We start from the raw sequence: 21,395 nt of genomic DNA, 5'->3' as shown, positions 1-21,395 counted from the left end.
GAAAATGTATCGAATAAACATCAAATAAACATCAAAAAATTCAATACTCTAAACCCCAGCACACAACTCCAGAAAGTATAGTAGTTTCGAAAATGAATGATAAATTTTCATTACGAGATTACCCCCTAAAAGCTGCGAGTTTGTATGTTAGTGCACTATCATTTATTTTAGAAAACACTATAGTACATGTGGAGCAATCTATAGCCCTTTTTGAATCTGAGAGTGTGCTTGAAAATTGATAAGCGCTAAGTAAACTTTTTAAATAAAATAAATTCTTCTTTAACCATCTAAATAAACTTCCTCCATCATTGCTGTGTAGCAAGTCATATACCGAGCTATGATCCACTTACAGGTAGTGACTTATGTTGGTGAGATTCTATCTTTAACTCGTCCATATTACACCTTGGTGAGCTTGAATAGCATTTTGCCAAGACCTTATTTCTACAAAGTAGGGGTTGAAAATGATTACTTCCCTTATTTACTATATGTAAGACATTATTGTCATCATAATCTATCCTATTATACTCACCTGCACTTCTTGATCCTGAACTATCTATTAGTTGATGCAAGTATGGATCTTGTTGCTCATCAGTAGCATTGAATGGATTACTCTCTGCAACATGTAATTTCACACCATACTTACTACAAAGTACTCTGCCCTCGACATCGGAACGTCCCCACAATTCATTCTTTCCAATGCTATTGATATATTGGTTACACGTAATTCCACGATTTACGAACTCACCTTCAACCTCATCAAAGTCGTTGCCAATTTTACTTATAAACCACTCTGGAGGATTGTCTTGCGCAAATCTCTTACACTCATTCCTTAACTGCTCTACAGTAACTTTGATTCCCTTCTGTTGTTCCAGACTTTGCCTGAATGAATCAAAAAAACAGCTTCCATTATTGATTGCGTGCCCTAAATAGAAGTCATCAGGTATGTTTGATTTTTGCTCTTTATCACCTTGTTTTTCTGCCTTTTCAATAATTTCTTCCTCTAAACCAAAAATCTTACTCCAGTTGTATTTACCTTCTAACCCCAATTTTTTACTTTCCTTTTCTGCTGCTTTAGCTAAGTCTGTTTTAGAAATATCCCCTTTTTCTTCATAGAACCTAGATAAAATTTTAAAGATATCTATCAGGTAAGTTTTTACGTCAAAATTCTTCTCCTTTTTTACAATATTAGACTCAATATTGCGTAAATCTTGTAATAACTTATGCCTTCTAGCAACTTCCTCCATAGAATCCTTTCTTAACTCTTCACGTTCTGTCCATTTGTTGTTAGACTCGCTTATTACTTCAGGATGCATTAATTTTCCAGACCTTTCAAAATATCCCTGTTCAATAGCATCGTAGACCCAGTAGTTACCAAGCTCGCAATCATTGCCTAACTCTTCTTCGCGACCTTTGAATTTTTCTAATATTTCCTCTCTATTACTCACTTCTACTATAATTTTGCTTTTATTCTGTATGTCAGGATACAGCCTAACGTCTACATTTCCCAAACTAGTATAGAAAGTTAATACTACATCGCTGCCTTCTGTAAGATCTGTGTAATTCCTTATGCCATCTTGGGTTATAATTTCCACCTCACTTTTGCCAATTTTTATTACACTCCTTCCATATCCTTTTTCTCCTTGAGGTATTCCTAAATTCCTTGTTCTATCTGTGATTTTTGCAACATCTATTATACTATCCTCTGAGTATTCTAAGTAAGATACACTGTTATCGATTTTTCCATCACACAGTTGACCACTGGTAGCATCCTTTGCAACTCTAAAAAATTCTTCAGCATAATTAATGTACTCTACATGAGCCTTGATTACATTAGCTTTATGATCTTTAAACTCTCGTTCTATTGTATCAATGACTTTTAAACTATCTGAGTTTTTTAACTTTGCTCCTCTCGATATTAATGCACATACTATATCACTGGCAATTCCATAGCTTCCTTCTAGCTGAGCAATTTTTTCTAGTACGTGATCTGCAAAGTAATAATCTTTGTCTTTAGCAAAATTTAATCTCATTCCAGAAGCTATAATCTCATTTACAACTTCCTGTAGTTCAATCATGCTTTTAGCTTTTACTACCTTACTCAAAAACTTATTTAGCTTAGCAAGTTGATTTGTTTGATACATCTCTGATAAGAGACTATCACATTTTTCACAATTATCTTGCTTATTACCTACAAAGTCAGTTGCTCCTGCTTTTAAGAGTAAAGCTTTTACATCAGGAAATTGACAAAACGGCCAAATTGAACTATCACCCTTAACATTTAAAACTATCTTTAAATCTTGGTTATTTTTATGTTTATCTAAAAATTTTTTCAGATCTTCAACACCTGGACCATAAGGATTATCCCAATCTTCATCAGAATCTGTAGCTTTAACCATTTTACGTAGTTGGTCTCTTAACTTTTTTTGGTTGTCAGTTAAAAAACACTCTATAATATTGTTGCTATCAATTGCAATTTGCAGTGGGGTTTTTCCATTGTTATTTTTTATGTTTAAATCAGCTCCTTTGCTTATGAGTAAATCCATAACCTTTCTGCTATAATCATTACAATTAGCAGCATAATAGTGTAAAGGTGTATTACCTTTTTTATCTTGTATATTTGGATCAGTTTTTGCATCTAAGAGATACTTTAGACCTTCATACTCACTGGAATAAATAGCAGTATCATGCAAAAGTGTTTTACCTTTATTATCCTGCATATTTAGATCAGCACCAGCTTTGAGAAGAGGATGAATGGCTTCATCGTGTGCGACAAACACATTCAATACTGTTGTTCCTAGATGCCCTCTTTTTAGATTAAGAACGTACTTCAGGTCTTTATTTTTCTCGTTACTTTCTAAAAACTGCTTAAGATTTGAAAATGAGTCATAATTCCCCATATTAAAATCTTTTATAATACTATTGAGTAATTTTTGATTTAACTTTTTTTGACTCTCTTCCAGTTTTAAGTTAGGTGCATGAATAAGCCACTCATCTATTAAATCCTCTAAGTATTTTTTATCATCTATCAAACTTCTATCAGCCCAAAGTAAACCTCGCTTAATGAATTCATAATAACTATCTACTGGTAATTCAGTTGCTTCTGTTTTTGGGCTACCTATTTCTGAACACTCTTGTCCAGCACTTAGGTCACACTTCAGTTTTTGCTCATCAGTGTGTTTGCTTTGTTCACTGATAGGTTCTGCAATATATTTTACTGACCCTGTACCCATATTACCTGCTAGCTCTAGATATAGAATATATTATATAGAATGTGTAGTATGTGTCAAACTAATTTCAACATAATCTTTTTACTACTCATATTTTTGTTAAGTTTTTATGGTGAGTACTGCTAGGTTAAAAGTTGTTTATTACTGGAAGTTTTAGCCAATTTTACTATAGATCAACAAAATTGAGAACACCAGCTATATTTAATATATAGGAATATGATGCTTTAAAGGAGTACAAAAACTGCTGAAGCTTATACAGTAACCTGCGGAGCCACTTCAGCAGAATAAACAAACATATGCTAGTATTAGTAGAGAATTATTTATAAGTCAACTAACTTTTTAAAAAAATATTTTAGTGAAGATACCATGCTAGCTAGTGTTATAAGGAATTGAATTATTGACTCTTCCTAAGATTGCAAAAAAGGTCGTATATTTGTGAGAACAAGCCGCGTAAAAATAAGGTTATAAAAATAGAAGATTTAAATTATTTCTATAAGCTTGAGCAAATTAGTTCGTATGTAGATATGGATGAAATGGGCTAATGTGGCTAGTTTTAGCGTACAATAAAATTACCATATTAAAAAGTTCGTATGTATCGATTGGTAGACCAACCCATTCCAAAACAAATTATTCTCACGCTTGCTGGTTTTGAGTACTGAAAATGGCCATATTAACTCAATTACTATTGAATAGTACTAGGCTCTGTGGACAAAATTTTAGAGAAGCCATATAAGAGCTCTGACAAAATTTAGAAATCCCATAAAGACCTCTGCGGTCTTGTCAAATCTGGAAAAAATGCGCCTAAAATTTTTAATTTTACCGAAAAAGCACTCAATCAAATGACGTTCTTTATAAATATGCTCATCATAATGCCTCTGCACTTTTCTATTCCGTTTTGGTGGCTCCTTATTTTCAAACAAAAGCATTGCTATCGTAGCCCTTATCGGCCACTACAGCAGAGTTGTAGATACTTTCAGTTAACACTTGCTTCTGCGTAATTTCATTTCTTTGACCAGGAGTCAGAGTGAACTTAACAAGTGCGTCAACAAGTGCATGTATTTTTGTTCACCTTTACTTCGTCCTAAAGCCTCTTGATTCTTTGAATCTTGTGTATATCCAGCCGAACATGGATGGGCTCTAATCGTCGATTATGACGGCTTCTAAGTCTGGCTCTTGTTTTGTGTGCTCCAATAAATTTTTCCAAATACTACTTTCGCACCATCTCTTAAATCGTTTGTGTACACTTCTATAATTACCATATATTTTCGGCAAAAGTCTCCATTGACAACCACTTCTCGCCATATACCACACTGCTTCTATTTAAACGTTTTTCGTTTTTACTATGCATTCCTTTTATGAACTCTAAAATTTGTTTCCAATTTCTTTCTTTTATATAGTATTCCATTCGGTAGTTTCTCCATTTTTATGTTCATTGGGTTAAACTACCACTTTTTTCCCATCTTCATATTTTTTGTCCACAGAGCCTAGTAAATTAATAGTAATTCATTGCATAAAAAAATTTCTGAGTAGGGCTTAACAAGCTTTAAAGATGAAGTGCTATAATAGAAATGTAAAAAACTTTTATTTAAATCTATAAGTTTAGGGTAATGATACATAAGATTTTTTACTTTCTACAAGATTTATATATATAGCAAAAAATTAGGTAATGAAAATGTTTTTTAAAAATCATAGTGACTTTTCAATAAAGTTAAAGAAATTAAACCAAATTAATCAGATAAGTGACACGGTAAAAGAATGGGTGATGTGCTTTGATAAATTAGGCAAAGTGGAAGCTATCAATATTTCTGGTACTTTAAATACTTTATCAAAGTTACATATCTTTGATAAAAAATGGAAAAGAAAAGATCAAGAGAATTTCAAGAAGCTCATCGTTAAGCTAGCAGAGAAAGGAAGTTTTATAGTTGATGAATTTGATCCATGGAATATTGAGGAATTAAAAGGAGCTAAGGAATTTGTTGTTGAGTTAATCAAGCAAGGAAATCAATCCTCGAAGGAGTTCAATTCTCAGGATATTGCTAATAGCTTAAATGCTTTATCTAAGTGGAATATTGAGGAATTAAAAGGAGCTAAGGAATTTGTTGTTGAGTTAGTCAAGCAAGGAAATCAATCCTCGAAGGAGTTCAATTCTCAGGGAGTTGTTAATAGCTTAAATGCTTTATCTAAGTGGAATATTGAGGAATTGAAAGGGGCTAAGGAATTCATCGTTAAATTGATAAATCAACCCTCAAAGAAGTTCAATTCTCAGGATATTGCTAATAGCTTAAATGCTTTATCTAAGTGGAATATTGAGGAATTGAAAGGGGCTAAGGAATTCATCGTTAAATTGATAAATCAACCCTCAAAGAAGTTCAATTCTCAGGATATTGCTAATAGCTATGATGCTTTATATAAGTTTAGTGTTTTTGATAATAAAAAATGGGATGATGATCAGATAAAAAGTATCAAAAATTTTATTATTAACCTGGCAGAAAAAGGAGAAAAAATATATAGAGAATTTGATTCTCAGGGTGTTGCTAATACTTTCAATGCCTTCTTGAAGTTAGATATTTTTAATGATAGTAAGTGGACAAGTAAGGAGCAAAATAAATTAAAGTTTCTCATTATTAATCTAGCAAGTCTAAATGAGGTATATAAGAATTATAACCTTAAGGATATTTATAGAACCTATAAAGCACTATGTAGGTGGAATGTTTCTAATATGGATAAATGGTCTAATAATAAGTTTAAATTTGAGGCTCTCATTACTAAGCTAAAGAAGCAAATTTACATTATTGCGAAAAAACAGAAGTTATTAGAATCATGTATTGATATAAGATTTGCTTCCAAAATCATTCAAGACTTACCTGAGCTCAAGTTAAAGGACTTAATAATATCTGAAAGTGAATTTCTCATTCCTTTGATGCAGTGTTTAAGTATTAGTGTAAATAACAGTAATGCTAATGTCTTAAAGGATAGTTGGTCGAGAACAGATATCTTATCCGGTCTGCAGATTCTTTATGAAATTGTAAGTAAAATAGAGGATCGATCTGGTTTAAAAGAAGTATTTGATACAGATCTCTCCAAGATATACAGCAAATTAGTGAAAGTGAAGGTAATCTACGCTAATGAAGTGTTAAAGGAAGTAAATAAGTTAGATAAATTGGGAATAATAAAAAATGGTAAATTGTTATGTAAATCAAAGCAATTTACAGTAGACTTGCAAGTTACTAATGAAGATTATGATAAAGCATGTGATAGACAAATACCTACTTCAGACCCAAGCCATAATGCTGAAAAAAAGGAAGAAGATAATCAATTACTACATGAGCTTTGTACTAAAGATTTAAGCAATCAGAAAATAGAAGCAAGTAGTGCTGTACGGAATATTTTATTACAAGATGATAAAATGAGCTATACTACAAGGAGATGTATAGGTGTAGTAGGGAATAAGTTATCTTCATTATTCAATTTTGCAACAGGTTATTTTTTTCAGGTTTTTCCTCCTTATGAACAAGCTAAAGATACAGGTAGTTCTCAACCTTTAAAAGTTATGGAAGATAAAATCATTGAAACAGTAAAGCAAATTATATCAGAAAGGGTAGAGTTAGAAAAATCAAATATTAACTTTAAACAAATGAAGAAAAAGATTGTCCAAAGATTCAATAAAGGTAATTTTGATGATATTACAAAATCTATAGCATTACGTATATTCGAAGAAGGTAGTCGAGATTTAAAAGCTAAATTTAAAAATGTAAAATCCTGTAAGCAAATAGTAGAAAGAAGAATAAATCAATTAATACAAGATATACTAAAGAATAGAAACAGCATGCCGGAAGTTAATGATGTAAAGGAACAAAAAACAAGCTTTAAGCCAGAAAGTCATCTAAATGATACTGCTGTTCAAGGTCATATAACTCAGGATAAGGTTAAATTAATTTCTTAATTTCATCCAAAGAAAGGCCGGTGATTTCAATGATGACATCTATAGAGATACCGTCCTTAAGTGAATTTTGCCACTTTAATCTTTCCTACTTCCTAGTGTATGGTCCCAGAGTGTGATGGTATGATAGAATGTGAGAAAAAATACCATCAAAGTAGGAGTTATGGTTAAAACCCCAGTTATGGATTAACTAAAGCAATAAAGCTTAGAAATAGAAGGCTTTTTTGACTGAATGGAATATGAAATTAATGTTGAAAAATATGTACCATAAAATTTATTGGCGATCTGTGGCGTAAGCTCAAATTTGTTTTTCAAACAACCAAAAACCGTCTCAATAATCGACCTTTTTCTCAATAAAATCTTCTCTTTTAGTAAAATCAATGCGTTTTTCATGCCTTTTTTCACTTTAGTGATAAGTTTTAGGCCTCTGTCGAAGAGTTTCTTAAAGAGCTCTTTCTTTATATAGCCCTTATCTCCGAACAAAAGTCCTGTCAAATTTTTAGTCAAATTTGGTACAGGTTTTCTGTCATCAACGTTGCCTTTAGTTAGTGTAATAGCTTGAACTTCGCCTATTTCATTAATTACCAGATGTAATTTAAAACCTAAAAACCATCCATAGATAGTCTTTCCTATATTTGCTAACTCTTTGAAAGCTTTATTTTTGAAATCCTTTTTGTGTGGCAAACAGCGATTGCAGTTGTATCAATATTATTGCTAAAATATTCGAGTTTACCCTATTTCCCTCTTTATTAATTCTACTTTTATCTGTTTTCTAATCCATAACTAGGGTTTACACGGGTGCGCTAGAACACCAGAGGCAGTGCGTAGGAAAATACAAAATAGTCAAGAGAGCATAGCAAAACTTTCTCAATGCTATAATCTTAATCCAAAAACTATTGTCAAATGGAAAAAAAACGTTCATTCACTAAAGATGTAAATATGGGAACAAAACAGCCAAGATCAACAGTTTTAACCAAAGAGTGGAATATTCAAAAAAGCATAAGGGTCAAGTTAAGGAAATAAAGGTATGAAGAAGATAGGATAAGAAGATATAAAATTCTCTCGGATATATTTTAGTGAGAGAACTAATGATGAATAAAATAACTTGCTTATCAAATTACCTCAACAAATTTTTCAATGAAATGGCAAATAATTGAAACAGAAAAGGAAAAGAAAATTGAGTAATTGATGATTCATAAAAGCTATAATTTTGGGTAATATAGGGGTTACAAACTGAATCATAGATACAATGTGCCAATTATTAAATGAAGAATCTGTGATAATAACGAAACAGGGTTTAGATTTCAGGTTTACTAAAGAAGCAGTAGAATTTATGAAAAGAATGTACAATGGCTTTATTTAAAATACCCTGCAAATTGATTGTAGAATCTTGCAGCAATTTAAAAGCATTGGATAGTAGCTTTGCCTAACAGCATGGAAAATCTATATAAAGGTTATGGACAAAGGTTATGAGAGTAACACTAAGTGTGGAATAAAGTTAAAATTAGTTTTTGATTACCTAAATCAGACATTGGATCAACTTAACATAACGGAGGGAGTAAGAAGGTTATAGGGAGAAGTTGCTAATATCTGACCTTGGTTCAAGTTCTTTTAAACAGATCAATGGAACGGGAGCTTATTTTATAAGTCGTTGATACCAATGTATATGCTATAGAAACAAATCAAAAAATGGAATTATTGGAATGTTTAGGAGACAAGCTATTTTTAGAAATGAAGGTGTTGTTGGGAAAAGAAGCAAAGATTAGAGTAAGAATGATATGTCATAAATTAACTGAAGAGCAGTCTCTAGCCAGAAGAAGAAAAGCTAATAAATTGGCAAAATCACATGATCTTCCAAAAGGAATCAGAAATTGTTGAACTGGTCAAAACTAATATTCCAGAGGATAAAATTAGTGCTGAGCAAGTATTACAGAGTAAGGTGGCAAATTGAGTTGTTTTTAAACTATACAAGAGCTACATAAGACTTAAAAGGGAAGCCACACAGAGTATTGTGTGAATTATATGCTAAATTATGTGCAATTCTCATATTTCATGAGTTGTACAAAATTAAAAAAGAATACAGAACTCAGTTTAACAAAGGCATTTATTGAGCTAAAAAGGCGGATTAGAGAGTTATTTTTAGCACTAAAGAATAGAGTTAATAGTTTGAAAATTTTTCTTAAAAAGATTACAATAACTTGGTCATGATTTTCATTAAAAGACAAGTACAGAAAAACTAGAGTATCTACTTTAACTTCCCTAAATTTGCTCGCAATCTCTTAACTTGATGCTTATGCTTTTTTGAATATTCCCCAAATTTGGGAATAACTTATATCAAATTCCTATTCTCTTTTTCAGTTTTTTAGTTTTTTTTTTCTTGCAAGCATAATAGTTTCGTATACATAATGAAAGCAAATGGTATTTTTAGCTTGATAACAGAGGAAAATAAAGAGGGCTTGGGTGTAACACTCAAATAATGATTTACCTTATGGATACCGCTAGAAAAGTTGACTAAGGTATACAATTCTCTCTGCGTCAAGTTACTCAAGATATCGAATCTACAAACGCTTTGGATTGAGTGTGTTTGATCAATTTGAGTGCTTTAAATGAAAGGCGAAAATTGAGCATACTACGCCTCTGTACACAGTATCTTTAATGCAAATGCCCATGTGATTCCATAGATAATCTCTGTTTTTTTATTTTATCTGTCCATTTATCATTCTCTATATCTTGTTTGTTGGTTGCTCTTTTTTCTTGCTCAACAATTGCCTTATCTATCTTCTGATGAATTGCATCAATTGCATTTTTTTCTTTGTATACTTCGCTTTTTCCTTCAACAATTAAATTGGTAAAAATATTTACAACAAACTGCACTTGATTATGATTAACCTGACCTTTTATCGAAGAAGGTAAAGATCCTAATACTTCTGATGATATTTTACCTTGAAAGGAAAGCCCTAAATTATCTGCTACTTCACTTATTAATAACTCCCTGTTTTCTTTATTATCTTCCAATTTGGCATAATCACTAAGTAGATCCATAACTGCAGATACTCTAACTTCAATAATACCATCAACGTCTTCACCTCCTAGAGCAACTCCTGATTCCAATAACTTCTCTCTGAGGTTTTTGCTTAAAAGATTAATAAATTCTTCATTTGCATCTGATCCTATGGTTGATATCGTACCATCTAAATAGTTATTTACTTTGATTTGAGTACCTAAGTCATGCTCTATTTGTATTTTTGTCTCATATTTAAATCCTAGTTCTGCACAGAATTTCTGAAAATATTCTTTAATAATGTCAAACAAGCTCTTGCCATTATCTTTATAGTTTTTTAGCTCTTCAGGAATAGTAAGTGATAACTTACCTTCTTTATATATTATACCATTTTTGCTATCTTGAGATTCAAGTGTGAATTCTAATGAGCTGGATAGGTCGCATATTTTCTCTTCCGGATTGTCAACCGTGGTTATAGGCATTGCCATATCAGACGTCACTTTTATGCAGTTGTGATCAGTGCAGTAAATGTTTAGCGCTTTTCTAGGACTGTGTGGAATTAAGCTACAACTACTGAGTGCTGCATGAGATTCATTAAATATACCAGCCCCATACCCTGCTTGATTACAATTGGTGACTAACTCTTCTAAAATAGCATCACTTGGTATTTCTGCTTCAGCGTATCTAAACATTTCCTTGAAAGTTTCCTTTGCTAATGCACGGTAATCTTTTTTGGAGAATAGATGATAAGAGCTTCTCCCTGTGTTATAAAATCTCTCAAATTCCTTTCTATATTCATCAGTTTTTTTTTCATCAGCAACTGTAGGGCTATTACAATGATTTTCCCAAACTTCAGATAGTCTATCTTGATCAAGCTCCTTAAGTACTGGTTCCATAAAAGCTTTACCTTCTTCAGAGAGGTTATCAAAATTATCACGGTTAAAAATCTCATTTTTATAATCTTTAGCTCCTTCCTTAAATGCAATAATAAAATTTTTATCTATTTCTTTTTCATTAATAATAAAATTCATTCTTTGAAAATCTAAGAACATTGTTTCACCGGAATTCGCTAATTTATTATCTTGATCTGCTCTTAATTTACTAAAATTGAATTCTTTAGCTGTGGCCTTTAATCTAACTACCGGACTCTTCTTTGCCTCTTTCATAATTAACACCTTACTATAAATATGCTGTAAGTTGTACCATATAATGATGAATAATTTTATAATATATAAAAAAGTCGATAGTCTATTTCTTTATTTTAGGGATATAGGAAAGGCGTAGATTTCTCTTTTCATTTGTAGCATGCTGCATTAATATTTACGTATTAATCTAGAAAATAGTGATGAATAATATTGTAATTGTTGGTCTGCAATGGGGTGACGAAGGCAAGGGTAAAATAGTAGATTATCTTTCTGAGAATGCAGATGTAGTTGTGAGATTTCAGGGAGGAAATAATGCAGGGCACACTATAGTAATAGATGATGAGGTTTATAAATTAAATTTACTGCCCTCTGCTGTTTTGAGAGCGGACAAAATATCTATTATAGGAAACGGTGTTGCTCTTGATTCACATGCTCTAGTCTCAGAAATAGAGTCATTGAAAGTTAAAGGAGTGGACGTAAACTATAACAACTTGATGGTATCCGAGAGCTGTCCATTAATACTTAGCGTACATAAGGACAAGGAAAAGCTATTTGAAGATTTAAACGGAAATCACAAAATTGGTACAACAAACAAAGGGATAGGGCCATGTTATGAAGATAAAGTTGGCAGGAGAGCTATACGCCTTTGTGACTTAGAAAACACAGATGAGCTCAATCAAAGAGTGGACGCTCTCCTGAGTTACCATAATGCTATCAGAAAAGGACTTAACTACCAGGTAGTTAAAAAAGAAGAAATATTAAAGGAAATTGAAGAGATTTCAGAAAAAATTCTTTTATATAAAAAACCTGTGTGGAAGATACTAAATGATTTTATGAAAGAAGGTAAGAAAATAATATTTGAAGGCGCTCAAGGCGCATTTTTAGATATCGACCACGGAACTTACCCTTTTGTTACTTCAAGTAATACCGTAGCATCGCAAGCGATAACAGGCTCAGGATTATCCTACAATGCTCACATTATTGGTGTAGCAAAAGCGTATACAACAAGAGTGGGTAATGGTCCATTTCCTACTGAACAAAATAACGAGATTGGAGACAGCTTATTTTCTATAGGTAAGGAACTTGGAACAGTAAGCAATAGAAGAAGGCGCTGCGGATGGTTTGACGCAGTTTTAGTGCGCCAGGCCGTACAACTCTCTGGAGTTTCAAGCATTGTATTAACCAAATTAGATATTCTTGATTCTTTTGATACTATTAAAATAGGCACTGGTTATAAGTATGGCGGAAAAATGTATGATTATTTACCCGCATCACATTCAATACAAAAAGAATTAGAGCCAATATATGAAGAATTTCCTGGTTGGAAAGAGAAAACTCAAGGCAAAAGGTCAGTTAAGGAATTACCTGCAAATTTGATGAAATATGTGAGAAAAATAGAAGAATTAATAGGTGTACCAATTCATCTAATTTCAACTAGTCCCAATAGAGAGGATGTTATTAAGCTTAAAAATCTATGAAAACGTCTTGTTAACTTTTATCTAATAAAAAACGATACTTGTGTGACTTCAAGCAATCTATTATGCAAAGTAGCAGCGTAAACGTACAGTGAGCAGTATGATTTTTCTTAAATACATGTTGATTGTTATAATATAAATATAGTTATAAGGGGTATATTATGATTGCAGGTTTGACTAAGGAAGATAAAGAAGTAGATGCAGGAAAAATAGGTGATCAATTTGAAAAGCATTTTTGTATAGGACCAACTTCACTGAATAGGGAAGTTTATTACTCTACACTTATCTACCATACATTCAAAGAGTTATATTCACAATTAGATAATATCTCTCATGCTAATAAAACAAGATCAGAAAAAGAAATAATCGATTTTTATGTTCTACCTCAATTTGAACGTTTTAAAGAAATTATTGATGAAGATATAAAAAAAGATCCTTCGTTTGCAAATTCTGCTATCGTAAAGTTTTGTTACTCAATTATAAAAGATAATAAATTATTTAAAGAATTAGAAGAAATGAGTATTCCTGCTAAAAACTCTAGTGTAAAGGCAGGGATAAGCTTTCAACTGAAAAATCTGAAGGAGAAGGTGTGGTTCTTAAGAAAACTAAAGGAGAAAAATAATTTCACTTGCGTGCAGAGGGCTTTTGGGGATGAGTGGAGTTTTTATGACCTAATAAACGATAGAGATTTTAAACAAACGTACATAGACAAAGCAGTAACAGAGTCTGCTAATGAGAGCTTTAAGGAAGATATAAATAAATGCATAGAATTGGCAGAACAGGGAAAAAAAGCTGCAAGTAAATATTTTGAGAGGAAAGACGTAGAGCTTCAAGCTTATTACACAGAAACCGGTAACGCTCATAGAGTTTTGAATGTTAACCTTATTCATTACGATAAAAATGAGCCAACAAAGATTAGTGACGTTTTACAGCAAGAGAAAGATATTAAAGAACTGAATATCTATTGCAATAAAAAACATGAAATACATGCTCATCAAAAAGATAAGAAAAGATATTATGAATTTAAAGAAGGTGCATATTATGAAATGACAAGCACTTGGCCTGCAAAAGATGGATCCGAAATGTGTACCATGATTATGAATGTGAGTAGCGATGGCATAACTGAAATACTAAAATTCAATGGTGAAGATTTTGTGCTATCAGAGGAAATTCTAGAATTAATAAAGCAAAATGATGAATTATATATTCAAGATCTCTCCTTATACGATGCTGTAATACAATCACTAGAAAAGGATAAGGCTGCTCCTATTAATTTTCATAGCGAATCTATAGTGGCCTATCAAGATAAGGAACTAGAGGAGAAATTAGATCATAAAGTTGATGCTGGTAATAGCCTTCCTTCTTCTCCTTCTATTAATAGTAATGCATTGGAAGTCAATTTACAGCACACTAAAACTCAGCCAGAAGTTGTTTCACAACAAATCCGAACTCAAGAGGAAACTAACTCACAACGAATGGATGAATTGATTCCAGATAATCAAATATCGTCTAAAGAAAATGTCGAATTAAAGCAAGAAATGTCAAGCTTGAAAAAAGGAGCTACTGAATTGAAGCAAGAAATAGAAGCAGAAACAATTGTAAAGTTAGAGAGGCATGATAGCGATTTAAAAGATGAACTTGAAGAAGAAGTAAAGTTCGACATCGAAGATCCAGAAATCGAGTACGAGGAATTTCCAGAAGATATACTTGAACTCATTGAAGACGAAGATAGTATTGATGAATTGCAAGAGAACTACAGCGACATCATTGCAGATCAAATTCAGACAATTGAAGAAATGAAAGAAGAAATAGAAAACTTAAATAATCAAGTTAAATACTTAGAGGATCAACAAGATCAAGTTACTGATAAACAAAAAATTAGCAAGACCATAAGTGGTTATGCAAAACAATATTATAGTCTAATGGGAGAAGTTTTTAGTGAACCTGATAATGAGTCTGATGTTCCACTGAAAGAAAAGACAACATTGCACAAATCTCCAAGCCTTGATAGTGGACTTGATAGCGATGAGGAAAATTGTGATAATGATTTATCTTCTAACATAAGTTCTATAAGTTCTGTTGAGAAGGTGGCAGAGAGTAGAAACGTAGGTAACTTGCTTTCCTCTTGTATTATATGGAGATAAGTTGCAAGAGGAATACTCACGTAGAGTATAAAAATCTCCTGTATTGATAATAATTTAAAATCTATAGTAGACTGAAAAAGATTATTAAATTATAATACGACAATGATAAAAGAAGACAAATCAAAAACAATTTTTGAAGTGGAAGGGGCAGTAACTGCTTTACTACCTGCAGCAGAATTTAGAGTGAAGCTGGACAATGAACATGAGATTATCTGTCATGTATCAGGAAGAGTGAGAAGAAGTAAAATACGTATTATTATAGGCGATAGAGTGTTAGTTGAGATGAGTATTTATGATAGGAATGCAAGAAAGGGTAGGATAATAAAAAGGCTCAAGTGATAGAACAATCTCTAGATAATCTTATTCTTGCTTCATCATCAGAAAGGCGAGTAGCCTTACTAAAACAAATAAATATTAAGCCAGGTTTGGTTTTGCCAGCAGATACAGATGAATCGCCTTTGAAGAAAGAGCTGCCAAAAGATTACTCAATCCGTATGGCAAAAAGTAAAGCCGAGAAAATACAAAGTGCAAATCCAAATTACTTTGTGCTTGGTGTTGATACAGTTGTTGCTTGTGGTAGAAGGATACTGCTCAAAGCTGAAAACGTTGAGCAAGCAGAAAAATGCGTTCGCTTGTTATCAGGAAGAAGGCATAGAGTATACACCAGTGTGTGTTTATTAACTCCTGATCAATCTAAACAGCATATTAGGACTGTAGTTACAATAGTGAAATTTAAGCGTCTCAGCGAACAAGAAATTAAATATTATTTAGCATCAGAAGAGTGGAAAAACAGGGCAGGGGGGTGCAACATACAAGGTCTTGCAGGAATGTTTGTATTATTTTTACGTGGCTCATACTCTTCTGTAATAGGGTTACCATTACATGAAACCCATTGCTTGCTAAGTAATTACTTTAACCTATACTAATACCATTGTCCTTTTTTTGTTTTTCTTCAGCAATAAGTTTAGCCCAGATTCTATTTCTATTTGCTAATGCAATTCTATTGCGATCAGGACTATCATTGCATTCTGTTAAAGTATCTTTTCTTTCCTCTTCTACTATTCCAGCTTTCAGTTGTGCTGCATCTTTTTCTAGCAATTTATATAGTTCGCTATTTTTGTCTATAGTCAGATTAGTATTATCATTTTCTTGTTCTGCTACTTTTCTTTCTAATAACTTACGTACAGGGTCATATTTTTTACCTTCTTTTACTTCTTTCAACATACTTTCTGAGAATAAATCTTTAGTAGCCTGGTCTCTCAATCCTTTATTCAATTTTTCCAATGTATCTTTTGGTTCAATGGTTTCTAATCTCTTCTCTAATTGCTCAGAATTGACCTGAAAATTATAGTGGCTAGTGTAAGTTGGAGATGAGTAACCTGAGTCGTTTATTTCTTTCTCCGCTGCATTGTCTTTTAGCAATCCAGCTGCTAATAAATGTTCTTTTGTTTGCCCACTCATTTTCTTTTGATTTACTGGTTTTAGCAGGAATTTCTGAGTTTCTTTATCCAACTTACTGGTAAATTCCGTAAGTAGGTTATCATCTCTTTGTTCAACATTCATTAGGCTCGCTTTTAACTGTCCAGAATTTACTCGAGATTTTTCATGATTAGAGTGAGTTGGAGATGAATAGCCCGAATCGTTTGTTTTTATGTCTGTTGAGCTGTATTCTAGAGATTCATTTTCTTGTAATTTATCTTCGGTTTCTTTTTGTTTATCGTTTCCTCTTTCTTCGTTTTCCTTAGTGCTAAGATAATCTTTTTCTTGTTTATAATCTGATTGAGGATTTGAAAGCGTTATATACTCATCTTCGTTATCGCTCCAACCATCTTCGAAGTCAAAAAATTCTTCATCATACTCACTTTCACTACGTAATAACTCATTTTTTGCTTTCCATGCAAGAATCGAAGCTACATCATTTAGTGGTTGCTTATTTCCAGTATTGCGTGATTCTTTAGCGTTTTCATACTTAAATGCATCTTTAACTTTTTTGAATGCAACGTCTTGTACTGGTGCAGCGCTTTCAGTAGTTGTAGGATCAAAAATTGCACCTTTTTGCCGATTATTAGATATTTGCTCACTTTCATCTGATTTTCGGCTTCCAGGTACAGCATATCCAAATGTAGCAAATGTAGGATTGTCATACCGTTCATCCTCTTGTGTATTATCTTGATTGTAGATTACAGACTTGGTGAAAATAGTACTGCTTGAAGAAGCATCAGAATATGGAGAATTGTAGTTATTTCTACTATTAATCCGTATTGGCTGATACTCACCTTTTTGCTGATTATTAGGTAATGAACTAGTTCTAGGTGGCAGTGATGGTGGAATCTTTTTAGCAGATGCGTTATTAGAATTTGTAGTGCTAGTCGTTACATGCTTAAACTCAACTTCTTGATCTTGAGTAGCTTGAACGCCAATACCTTTACTAATATCACTTTCTATGAAAGTTTCAGATGATTGTTGTTTCTCTTGTTCTTGTCCTTTCTCCTTGAATTGTATTTGATATAGGAATAAGCCACCTATTTTTACATCTGTGTTTGCTTTTAATTGTTCCTCAGTAACACCATTACGTTCAGTTAGATCTACACCATCTTTATCAATCTTGATTTTGATAGTACATTTTTTTCCATTTTTGTCATGCCAATTCAAAGTCATTTCATATGAACCATCGGTTACAACATAATGCCTTATTCTTTTCTCTCCTTCTTCGGCAACAAAACCGTGCATTCCGCTCTTTCCATCACTATGCAGCGTTGAAAATCCCGAAATTCCTTTCTTCTGACAAAAGTCACTATTTAAAAACTCGCTGATTTTAAACTCTTTTTTGTCATCTCCCAGTGTAATACTTGCGTGATCGCCATATATTGAAACTCCTGCGATATCATCAACATACTCTTTTAACCTTGCTTTAACTTCACTTTCAAGCTTTTGTTCGGCTTTCTTTATCTTGTTCTGCTCTGGAAGAATAACTTCATAAGCTTTATTTTTGTCTTCATCTGTCTCCAAATTCCAGACGGAGTGCTCTATTAGAAACTTTACTGCATTAAAACCAACTCTGGAATTATAAATTGGGTCGTCTTCCTTTTTTATTTCATCGAATAAAGTAAAAAATCCTCGAATGAATTCATGATATTGTTGTGTGCTTTGAGTATTCATATTTTCCCTCACTAATAACCCTCTGCCTTTTAGCCTTAGCTAGTACAATTATTACGGGAATTGATTTAGTTTTTATTAAAGAAGTTGTATTGCTAACGTGATGACATGAGCTATTTTATGTTCACATCAAGCAATTTAAGTTGTCATTCCAGTCTGGAATCTAGATTTTTCTAGACTTGATCCTATAGTCAAATTCATAACTACAAACGTTGTAGTATAAGAGTAATTTTCACCAAAAAGTATGTCATTTGAGTAGCTGACACTGGGATCCAGTGGCACTCAGTTAGTGAGCATAAAAGTATTATGTTAAAACATAACATTTTTGATGAAGTTCATGAAAGGCTGGATTCCAGACTGGGATGATAACTTAAAATATTGCTTTAGCTCTGTTTTACAACTTCAAATATTTGTTACTCATAGTAAATACTTCTGGATCTTGAGAAGTGAGCTTGAGTATAGCAAGTATGTTTATGAGCAGCAAAGCAGCAATTGAAATATCAGCGATATCCCAGAGTAACTTAACTCCACCGATTGCACCAAATGGAATGATTAAGGTAAAAACTACAGTCCAGATTTTAGTGTATTTATTATCCATAGATACATAGCGTATTGTTTGTTTTGAACAAAAAAACCAAGTAAAGATAGTAGTAAAGGCAAAACAAAACATTATAGCCATAATTAAATAGTCAGTATAGGGCCAATTCATAGCTTTTCTAAAAGCAAAAATGCACATGTTAGTGCTCTCTAAATCAGTAATCCAAGAATCTGTGACAAGCAGTACCATTGCTGTAATGAACACTATGAGTGCAACTATAAAAGGAGATATTATTGTGATTAGACTCTGTTCAATGATAAATTTATTGTTATTTTTTTTAGGAGTAATCGAGGAGTGTACAATTCCTTCGAGGCCAAGTCCTATATCTGTTGCAAAAATACCTCGCAGAGTTCCTACTTGAATAATAGTCAACATTTCTAAAATTAAACCTAAAGATAAGCCAGAGTTAAAGCTACTAGTTGTAAAAAAATTGCTTGTTATTAGTTTTAGAGAAGGAAGAATATTTTCACTAAACTTAAATAATATGATACCGCAAAGTGTGAGGTAACTTACCGTCATTATCGGTATCATAGCCGATATAAAAATTTTAATTTTTTTTAAGCTGAGAGCTGCAACAACAAAAAATATTATGGCCATTACAATGCCGCCAATGACTACAGGTATATCTACCATGCTGAGTGGTATTGATAGAGAATTTACCTGAACAAGGTTACCAACTGTTATTGAAACCATCATCATAATAACTAGAAACACAACTGTAGCTTTTCTAGAATTAAATGCATCAGTCATGTAGGCTACAGGTCCACCTATAAACCGTCCATTTTTTTCTTTTCTGGTTTTTATACTTAGGTAACAAGTAACATATTTTATCACAGAAGTAACAACAATAATGATTGCCATCCATAAAATGGATCCCGGTCCTCTGGTTTTTAGAGCAACAGCAGTTCCTGAAATATTTCCTACTCCTAAATTTCCCCCTAAGATTGTAAACAGAGCAGCTATAGAAGAAAATTTATTTTCTCCTCTTTTAGCTCCAATAAGTGAAACGGCATACGGTAGTCTAAACACCTGTAACCATTTTAGTTTAACCGATAGGTAAACACCAGCAACTAGTATGAGTAGTATTGTTGGCAGTAATAAAACAAACTTTACTGTATCCATCTGTAAAAGAGAGATTTTTACTCGAGTATATAGCAAAAATTGAAAAATACCTAACTTATTGTTTATGAGAAGTAACACTATAAAAGCTATAGTAAGCCTGCTAAAATCCTATTTTTCATACCACTCATTTATGAGTTTATTGATATCGTAATCCATAAAATCCTTTAGTGGTTGACTGGTTTTTATCTCGGCATTTTTAGGGATACACCTATCTTTACATATTGCGTACTTTATATGAAAGTTAATATCAGCGTATTCCTGATTTGGAATGATATTAGTTTTAAAGGGAAATAACACCATATCTTCATATATGTTACTAACAAATGTAACTTCCCCAACTTTATCTTCATGTTCCTTGGGAGTAGACCAATGAATATCTATATTGTATGTTTATAGCTGAAAGGAAAGAGAGTAGGTATCAAACCTTATAAAAAAGTTAAAATACCTAAGCTTATTTTTGTATCATGAAAATTGTAGCAATAAACCTTTTCTTGAGCGTACATTCAAGAAAATTATAGCACATAATCATTACTGTAGTTATAGCTAGGGAGCTCTTCGTTATCAGTAGTTATCTCATCACTCTTTTGAATTACGCTCTCACTTTTACTAGGAGAACCTAAACATCTCATATTACCAGTGTCAGGAATTATCAACTTTACTTCTTTGTCGGAAGTCCATAAAACTTTATCTTTTAATTCAATTAATTCAGTGGGTTTCTTAGTGAGGTTCTTATAAATTGCACAGTTGTTTTTAGGATCATCTTTAAGCTTACCGTCAAAAGTTAAGAAGTGCTCTAAGTGAAGATAGGGTATTTTAGTATTGTTGCCATCTTTATCTATTATCATATTACTCTTATCAACAATTATTAAAGGTGATACCAATTTTGCAACTATAGTTTTACCTGCACATTCTTTTAGCTCTTCTACGCTACGATCTAATACTAGATTAGGACACGTTGTATTCCAGAAGAAATTTTTGTTATGAAGTGCATTTTTATTAAAATCTTTACTGTGATAACATGCACTTTTATTGTTATTATCAGCAGAGAGCTCATTGTAAGGATAACCCTTACCGCTAGTATTCGTTTTACCTTTTCCACTACACCATATACCGCTAGGTAAAAAGTTTGTATAATCTATTGCATTTCCACACTTTGCATCTTCCTTACATTCAAATGTTATAGCAAAATTTGCTGCATAGTATTCCTTAACAGGGTTTGGGTTAGTATAATGCATGATGTTTTCATTGTGTATTAATTCAGGAAAAAATTCCTCCAATAGGTCCTTTATAAACCAACCAGGTTGACAAATGTGCTTAGTAAGAGTAGAATAATTTGCACGTTTTACGCAGTTGTGCATATCATCTGAAGCGTGTGCTGTAGTAATAATCACACCTTCTATTCCTTCTTCTTTTTTTTGATTAGCAGTTTCATTTATTATGTGTTTACATTGATGAGTCATGATTGTATATCAAAAAATTAATATTACTATATTAACATAATATAGTAAATAATTAATGATTTTAATTGCACATAAGGCTTTTAAAGCTCTTTCTCAACTATAGTTGTTAAGCTCTTGCTTTTTAACC

General features: G+C 32.4%; 11 protein-coding genes and 4 pseudogenes. 7 read left to right on the top strand and 8 right to left on the bottom strand.

The window, feature by feature from the left end; all coding sequences use genetic code 11:
• Positions 1–335: 335 nt before the first annotated feature.
• Together OOK99_RS01915 and OOK99_RS01910 are read right to left on the bottom strand one after the other, a co-directional pair.
• Entirely contained in the window at positions 336–3,230 is a 2,895-nt protein-coding gene (locus tag OOK99_RS01915; RefSeq protein WP_264719913.1) for an ankyrin repeat domain-containing protein, read from the bottom strand.
• A gap of 713 nt (positions 3,231–3,943) precedes the next feature.
• Positions 3,944–4,632: pseudogene (locus OOK99_RS01910) on the bottom strand (IS5 family transposase).
• A 267-nt stretch (positions 4,633–4,899) separates the two neighbouring features.
• Between OOK99_RS01910 and OOK99_RS01905 the strand changes: the two are divergent.
• Positions 4,900–7,170 carry a DUF1601 domain-containing protein gene (locus tag OOK99_RS01905; RefSeq protein WP_264720009.1) on the top strand — a complete coding sequence of 757 codons (2,271 nt, stop codon included), beginning with the start codon at positions 4,900–4,902 and terminating at the stop codon, positions 7,168–7,170.
• Between the two features lie 183 nt (positions 7,171–7,353).
• Here OOK99_RS01905 and OOK99_RS01900 read toward each other — a convergent pair.
• Positions 7,354–7,874 (bottom strand): annotated as a pseudogene (locus OOK99_RS01900) (IS982 family transposase); the annotation flags it as partial.
• Positions 7,875–7,987: 113 nt separating this feature from the next.
• Here OOK99_RS01900 and OOK99_RS01895 point away from each other — a divergent pair.
• Together OOK99_RS01895 and OOK99_RS01890 are read left to right on the top strand one after the other, a co-directional pair.
• Positions 7,988–8,187, top strand: a pseudogene (locus OOK99_RS01895) (IS481 family transposase); the annotation flags it as partial.
• A 71-nt stretch (positions 8,188–8,258) separates the two neighbouring features.
• Positions 8,259–9,450 (top strand): annotated as a pseudogene (locus OOK99_RS01890) (IS4 family transposase).
• 369 nt (positions 9,451–9,819) lie between these two features.
• Here OOK99_RS01890 and OOK99_RS01885 read toward each other — a convergent pair.
• Positions 9,820–11,334, bottom strand: a complete 1,515-nt coding sequence (locus OOK99_RS01885; protein WP_264720008.1) for a hypothetical protein — start codon at positions 11,332–11,334, stop codon at positions 9,820–9,822.
• Positions 11,335–11,513: 179 nt separating this feature from the next.
• Between OOK99_RS01885 and OOK99_RS01880 the strand changes: the two genes are divergently transcribed.
• From OOK99_RS01880 to OOK99_RS01865, 4 genes are all read left to right on the top strand, one after another.
• A complete protein-coding gene (locus OOK99_RS01880; RefSeq protein WP_264720007.1) occupies positions 11,514–12,791 on the top strand; it encodes an adenylosuccinate synthase in 1,278 nt (425 codons plus the stop codon).
• 158 nt (positions 12,792–12,949) lie between these two features.
• Positions 12,950–14,932, top strand: coding sequence for a hypothetical protein (locus OOK99_RS01875; RefSeq protein ID WP_264720005.1), 1,983 nt, complete (start codon positions 12,950–12,952; stop codon positions 14,930–14,932).
• 102 nt (positions 14,933–15,034) lie between these two features.
• Complete coding sequence (gene infA / locus OOK99_RS01870) at positions 15,035–15,271, top strand: translation initiation factor IF-1 (RefSeq protein WP_007302820.1); 237 nt, start codon at positions 15,035–15,037, stop codon at positions 15,269–15,271.
• Positions 15,268–15,858 carry a Maf family nucleotide pyrophosphatase gene (locus tag OOK99_RS01865; protein ID WP_017531625.1) on the top strand — a complete coding sequence of 197 codons (591 nt, stop codon included), beginning with the start codon at positions 15,268–15,270 and terminating at the stop codon, positions 15,856–15,858. The genes infA and OOK99_RS01865 overlap by 4 nt, the downstream gene beginning before the upstream one ends.
• On the opposite strand, the gene OOK99_RS01860 is transcribed toward OOK99_RS01865, so the two are convergent.
• From OOK99_RS01860 to OOK99_RS01845, 4 genes are all read right to left on the bottom strand, one after another.
• On the bottom strand, positions 15,845–18,091 hold the full coding sequence (locus tag OOK99_RS01860; RefSeq protein WP_264720004.1) for a hypothetical protein: 2,247 nt from the start codon (positions 18,089–18,091) through the stop codon (positions 15,845–15,847). The two genes, OOK99_RS01865 and OOK99_RS01860, sit on opposite strands and share 14 nt — an antisense overlap.
• A 391-nt stretch (positions 18,092–18,482) precedes the next feature.
• On the bottom strand, positions 18,483–19,808 hold the full coding sequence (locus OOK99_RS01855; RefSeq protein WP_264720003.1) for an alanine:cation symporter family protein: 1,326 nt from the start codon (positions 19,806–19,808) through the stop codon (positions 18,483–18,485).
• Positions 19,809–19,916: 108 nt separating this feature from the next.
• The gene (locus OOK99_RS01850; RefSeq protein ID WP_264720220.1) at positions 19,917–20,183 is read right to left on the bottom strand and encodes a protein-disulfide reductase DsbD domain-containing protein; all 267 of its coding nucleotides are present in this window, start codon (positions 20,181–20,183) and stop codon (positions 19,917–19,919) included.
• Between the two features lie 137 nt (positions 20,184–20,320).
• A complete protein-coding gene (locus OOK99_RS01845) occupies positions 20,321–21,268 on the bottom strand; it encodes a hypothetical protein (RefSeq protein ID WP_143689581.1) in 948 nt (315 codons plus the stop codon).
• Positions 21,269–21,395: the final 127 nt, after the last annotated feature.

The organism is Wolbachia endosymbiont (group B) of Eucosma cana (assembly GCF_947250645.1).
Classification (GTDB): domain Bacteria; phylum Pseudomonadota; class Alphaproteobacteria; order Rickettsiales; family Anaplasmataceae; genus Wolbachia.
This window is presented reverse-complemented; position numbering and strand designations above follow the sequence as displayed.

Bases quoted from the DNA above. Each gene is read 5' to 3' on its own strand.
- OOK99_RS01860 (WP_264720004.1), bottom strand. From the start codon at position 18,091: ATGAATACTCAAAGCACACAACAATATCATGAATTCATTCGAGGATTT.
- OOK99_RS01845 (WP_143689581.1), bottom strand. From the start codon at position 21,268: ATGACTCATCAATGTAAACACATAATAAATGAAACTGCTAATCAAAAA.
- OOK99_RS01915 (WP_264719913.1), bottom strand. From the start codon at position 3,230: ATGGGTACAGGGTCAGTAAAATATATTGCAGAACCTATCAGTGAACAA.
- infA (WP_007302820.1), top strand. From the start codon at position 15,035: ATGATAAAAGAAGACAAATCAAAAACAATTTTTGAAGTGGAAGGGGCA.
- OOK99_RS01875 (WP_264720005.1), top strand. From the start codon at position 12,950: ATGATTGCAGGTTTGACTAAGGAAGATAAAGAAGTAGATGCAGGAAAA.
- OOK99_RS01905 (WP_264720009.1), top strand. From the start codon at position 4,900: ATGTTTTTTAAAAATCATAGTGACTTTTCAATAAAGTTAAAGAAATTA.
- OOK99_RS01855 (WP_264720003.1), bottom strand. From the start codon at position 19,808: ATGGATACAGTAAAGTTTGTTTTATTACTGCCAACAATACTACTCATA.
- OOK99_RS01885 (WP_264720008.1), bottom strand. From the start codon at position 11,334: ATGAAAGAGGCAAAGAAGAGTCCGGTAGTTAGATTAAAGGCCACAGCT.
- OOK99_RS01880 (WP_264720007.1), top strand. From the start codon at position 11,514: ATGAATAATATTGTAATTGTTGGTCTGCAATGGGGTGACGAAGGCAAG.